This window comes from Synechococcus sp. 65AY6A5, assembly GCF_002760415.1.
Lineage (GTDB): Bacteria > Cyanobacteriota > Cyanobacteriia > Thermostichales > Thermostichaceae > Thermostichus.
The window spans coordinates 1-4,587 of the sequence record NZ_AXUW01000005.1 but is presented as its reverse complement, the minus strand read 5'-3'; the positions used below and the strand labels follow the sequence as shown (position 1 = coordinate 4,587).

Genomic DNA, 4,587 nt, shown 5'->3' with positions numbered 1-4,587 from the left:
GGAGTTTCTCCCTGATACATTTACGCTGAACACTGCTGAACATCACTGTTCAACTATGCAGCGATAGCATTCTGTTTGTTTCCAACCAGAATGGCGGTATCCCGCAAAGCTTTGAGTAGAATACCCAAAGCGCAGTTTCCGTGTCGTCTTACTACCAATTTTCTGCTTTGCTTTGGCTACCATGTTGGCAGACTCGAAAGTAAACAGAAAGATCAACTGGTAGTAATCCGTACTGAACATATTATACATTATTTTCAGCATAGTTGAGCTTATTATTGACTAGAGTCATGCTCTCATAAGGGCTTCTGTTTTATCTTAGGAAGAATCCACCCAGGGATCCCTTAGGTTGTCCTTGGTTGGTATCCCTTTGGCAAGATCCGCTAGCCCAACCCAGGCCATGTTGCCCGTTCGCCCCCGCGAAACTGTTTCCATGTTCACCCGCGACGGGATCCAACTGGACGCAGATGTCTATCGCCCGCAAGGGGAGGGGAGCTACCCGGTTTTGCTGATGCGGCAGCCCTATGGGCGGGCCATTGCCTCGACGGTGGTGTATGCCCATCCCAGGTGGTATGCGGCCCAGGGGTACATTGTGGTCATCCAGGATGTGCGCGGACGGGGAACCTCCAAGGGATCCTTCTACCCTTTCCGCCATGAGGTGGAAGACGGGTTCGACGCCGTCAACTGGGCGGCCGCTTTGCCGGGGAGCAACGGTGTGGTGGGTATGTACGGCTTTTCTTACCAAGGCATGACCCAACTGTATGCCGCCTCCGCCCGTCCCAGCGCCCTGAAGGCCATCTGCCCAGCCATGCTGCCCTACGATCTCTACGCCGATGCCGCCTATCCGGGGGGAGCCTTCGCTTTCTACAACAACCTCAGTTGGGCCCTGCAACTGGAAGCTGAGGGGGCGCGCCTGCGCGGCGATGCCAACGCTTACCAGGCCCTTTTCAAGGCCTCCCGCAACCTGCCCCTTTACGATCCCATCCCCCTCAAGCCAGGCGTGCTGCAGCAATATGCGCCCCAGTCCTATTACTTTGACTGGCTGGAGCACAGCGAGCCCGACGACTACTGGCGCCAGCTCTCCCCCCGTCTAGAGGCGGTGGATCTGCCGATGTTGCACATTGGCGGCTGGTTCGACAGCTACCTAACCGGCAGCCTGCGCCTTTACAAGGAAATAAGCGCCCGCAGCCAAAACCCTCAGTACCTGGTTGTCGGGCCCTGGGCCCACCTGCCTTGGGGGCGCAAAGTGGGGGCGCTGGACTTTGGCCCCGAGGCCGTCAGCCCCATCGATCGGCTGCAGGTGCGCTGGTTCGACCAGTTCCTCAAAGGCAAAGACACAGGGATCCTCCAAGAGCCGCCGGTACGCCTGTTCGAGATGGGATCCAACCGCTGGCGCAGCTTTGAGGCCTGGCCCACGCCGGAGCCGAAGGTTTTCTACCTGCACAGCAGCGGCCTGGCCGCCCTTTCTGAAGCAGAGGGATCCCTTCGCCCAGAGCCCCCACCAAAGCAGCAGTCGGATACTTTTGTTCACGATCCCTGGCGACCCGTGCCGGCCCTAGGAGGCCACCTCATCCATCCCGCCGGGCCGCAGGAGCGCTCTGCCCTCGACTGCCGCGCCGATGTTCTCACCTACACCACCTCTCCCCTGGCAACCGACCTCGTCCTGGCAGGGGACATTCTCGTGGAAGTGTATGTGGAAGCCGACAGCCCCAGTTTCGATCTCTGCGCCGTGCTCTCGGTGGTGAGGCCGGAGGGCCAGGTGTATAACTTTTCCCAGGGCTACCGCCGGCTGCGGGATCCCCAGCCCAAGGCCCCCATTGGGATCCCTTGCCAGCCCACCTGCATCCGCATTCCCCGCGGCCACGCCCTGCGCCTCAGCCTTAGCGCGGCCTGTTTCCCGGCCTACCCCGTTAACACAGGCACGGGGATGCGAGAAGAGCGGCTCATCGAGGCCCGCATTCTCACCCTCGCTCTTCACAGCGGCAGCGACACCCCCTCGCGGCTGCATCTGCCCATTGTCGAGGGGAGTTAGGGGGAGTGACAGTTTAAGACAACACAGCTTCTCATCCCTTCGCAACTCCTCCTCACAAACAGACATCAAACGTTAGGATAGAAGCAAGCAGGGCAAGGGAACCCCATGTTGCAAGACCCGAAGTTGATCCGGCACTATCAGGCTTTGACCGACGCGCTGGTGGACAGTTGGCATCGCGGCTATCGGCGCACTGACGAGCTGCGCCTGCTGGTGGATGGCTACCTGCTGGCCCTGCGAACTGGCAAGCAATTGCAGCCTTTTGAGATCTACCGCCTTGAAGACGAGGTCAACCGCTTCCTCTACGACCCCTCCAACTTCGTGGAGCCGGAACTGGAGCGGGAGACCGAGGCGATGCGGGGCTATTGATATTGCTTATTGATATTGCATAGAGAGGGGCCGGGGGTGAGGGATCGAACACCGGCAGAGGCCTGGTAGGCTGGGGTCAGTGCTGTTCCTCACTCCAGTCCTATGGCGGTTTGGGATACGCTGGCAACTTCTCGGCGTCCGGCCCTGCTGGGATCCGGCTTGGGCTTGGGGATAGCCTTGACCCTTGGGTATGGGCTGTTCGGCTACCACGTCTTGCAGGTTGGCATCTGGTTGTTGAGCATCCTGTTGGTGGGGTTGTACGTGGCCCAGTTTCCCCCAGCTCAGCCCCCTTGGGATCCGACGCGGCTGCGCTGGCGCCAGGAGTTGCTGCACCTGGGGCTATTGGCGTTGGTTTTTGCTCCCATCTACCTCTACGACCTGGCCAACATCCCCTTTCAGATCAACACCGACGAGATTGTCATCACCTCCATGGCCCGGCGGGCTTCAGCGGTACGCTACCCCGATATCTTTGGGCTGATGCCAGAGTACTTCTATTTTCCCCGCTTTATGTTCAGCCTCTTTGGCGGCCTGACGCGGCTGATGGGGGGAGTCACGCTGGTGAATGTGCGCACGGTGCATGCCACCTTCGGGGTTGTCACCATTCTGGTGGCCTACGGGTTTTTTCGGTCGTTCTGGAACCCCCGGCTGGCCTTGGCGGCGGCGGCCCTCCTGGGATCCAACCACGCTCTGCTGGGCATCAGCCGCATGGCGATGCGGGAGAACCTGATTGTGCTGGTGGAGTGTGCGGCCCTGGCCTTGATCTTAAAGGGCGTGCGGGAAAAGAATCCCCTGCTTTTGTATTTGGGGGGAGGGGCAGCGGGTTTCTCCCTCTACGGCTATCTGCCGGGGCGGGTGGTGATCTTGCTGGGGTTGCTGTTTGGCGGCCTCTACCTGCTCCTGGGCCGGGAGGATCTGCAAGGAGAAAACAAGCAGGCCAACCCCTTCTGGACTTTGGCCAAGCTGACGGTGCCGGCGGCGCTGGGGTTTTTCCTGGTGGCTGCGCCCATTCTGGTGGCCACTGCCACTGCTCCGCCAGTGAGCGCCGAGTATGCCCGCCAGCAATTTCTCTTTTTCCCAGAAGGGCGGGCGCTGCAGCAGATGTGGGTGAATGCCGCTACGCCAGCCGAGGCGGTGTGGCGCAACATCCGCAACGGCCTAAGTATGTTCAACGACCCCAGCCAGCACGACCGGGGCTATATCTATCCCAACTACGGCCATGCCTTTGTAGATCCCCTGACAGGGGTCTTGATCTGGCTGGGGCTGGGATCCGGGCTCTACCGCCTTCTCAAAGGGCGCAGCCAACCCCACGACTGGCTCTGCCTGGGCAGCTTCCTGTTTCTCTACCTGCTCTTTAGCTTGGCCATCACCAAAGCCCCCAACTACACTCGCCTGCTGGTGATCCTGCCCTTTGTAGCCTACCTAACCCTGGAAGGGATCCAGGCGCTGGCTGCTCTCCTGGGACGTTGGGGATCCCGGGCAAGAGGTTGGCTGCCGGCAGCGGCGATGGCGGGGGCGGTCCTGTTGATCGGGGGATGGAACTTGGCCATTTTTGGGGATTTTGTCCACAAGGGCTGGACCCAGGGCAACGATGTGGGAGCCACCGGGCGCTACGTGGCGGCTCGACAAGGGGATCCCGACCACCGCTTCTACCTGGCGGCCAGCACCGCCTACCCCTATTTCAGTTGGGGAGAACCCCCCTACTGGCAGAGTTGGATCCAGTTTTTTGCCGGGCCGGAGCAGGAGGTGCAGGTTTTTTCCCCGGAGGCCTTGCCGACCCAAGACCTACAGCCGCCGTTTACCCTGTTCCTGAACGAGGGGGTATGGGATCAACAGGGGGCGGCGCTGCAGCGGCGCTTTCCCCAGGGGCAGTTGCACCGCATCCCGGCTGAGCGGGGGCTGTGGGCTTTTGAGGTGGGGGATCCCTAAAACGGCATCGCCAGCAACCAGCCATCGCTGGGAAAGCCACGGGTTTGGGTCAAGTACCCCCAGCTTTAGCTGGAAAAGGGCAAGGAAAGACTAGCCTGCCCAGGCAACCTACTCCGGTAGGTTCAACTGGAGCTAGCCGTCCAAAGGCCACCTATGTTGTTGTACCTGGAGTGGGTCTATGCCAAGCCTGCTCGACCCCAATCGCTGGATCCGAGAAAAGCTCTAGCAATTGACCACGGAGTCAACAACTGGCTTACGTGCGTTAG

At 60.4% G+C, this 4,587-nt stretch carries 3 protein-coding genes and 1 pseudogene; 3 read left to right on the top strand and 1 reads right to left on the bottom strand.

All coding sequences use genetic code 11. The features are described 5' to 3' along the window. Positions 1 to 53 precede the first annotated feature (53 nt). Positions 54 to 237, bottom strand: a pseudogene (locus SYN65AY6A5_RS14845) (hypothetical protein); the annotation flags it as partial. A 130-nt stretch (positions 238 to 367) separates the two neighbouring features. Here SYN65AY6A5_RS14845 and SYN65AY6A5_RS13730 point away from each other — a divergent pair. The 3 genes from SYN65AY6A5_RS13730 to SYN65AY6A5_RS13720 all read left to right on the top strand — a co-directional run bounded on the left by SYN65AY6A5_RS13730 (position 368) and on the right by SYN65AY6A5_RS13720 (position 4,321). Beyond that, positions 368 to 2,029: a CocE/NonD family hydrolase gene (locus tag SYN65AY6A5_RS13730; RefSeq protein WP_240531077.1), complete on the top strand. Its 1,662-nt coding sequence runs from the start codon at positions 368 to 370 to the stop codon at positions 2,027 to 2,029. A 105-nt stretch (positions 2,030 to 2,134) separates the two neighbouring features. Further along, positions 2,135 to 2,395 carry a DUF6761 family protein gene (locus SYN65AY6A5_RS13725; protein WP_011429921.1) on the top strand — a complete coding sequence of 87 codons (261 nt, stop codon included), beginning with the start codon at positions 2,135 to 2,137 and terminating at the stop codon, positions 2,393 to 2,395. 102 nt (positions 2,396 to 2,497) lie between these two features. Beyond that, entirely contained in the window at positions 2,498 to 4,321 is a 1,824-nt protein-coding gene (locus tag SYN65AY6A5_RS13720) for a glycosyltransferase family 39 protein (protein WP_099812245.1), read from the top strand. Positions 4,322 to 4,587: the final 266 nt, after the last annotated feature.

What these genes read in the sequence shown, in the direction of transcription:
- SYN65AY6A5_RS13725 (WP_011429921.1), top strand. Translation starts at nt 2,135, where the DNA reads ATGTTGCAAGACCCGAAGTTGATCCGGCACTATCAGGCTTTGACCGAC.
- SYN65AY6A5_RS13720 (WP_099812245.1), top strand. Translation starts at nt 2,498, where the DNA reads ATGGCGGTTTGGGATACGCTGGCAACTTCTCGGCGTCCGGCCCTGCTG.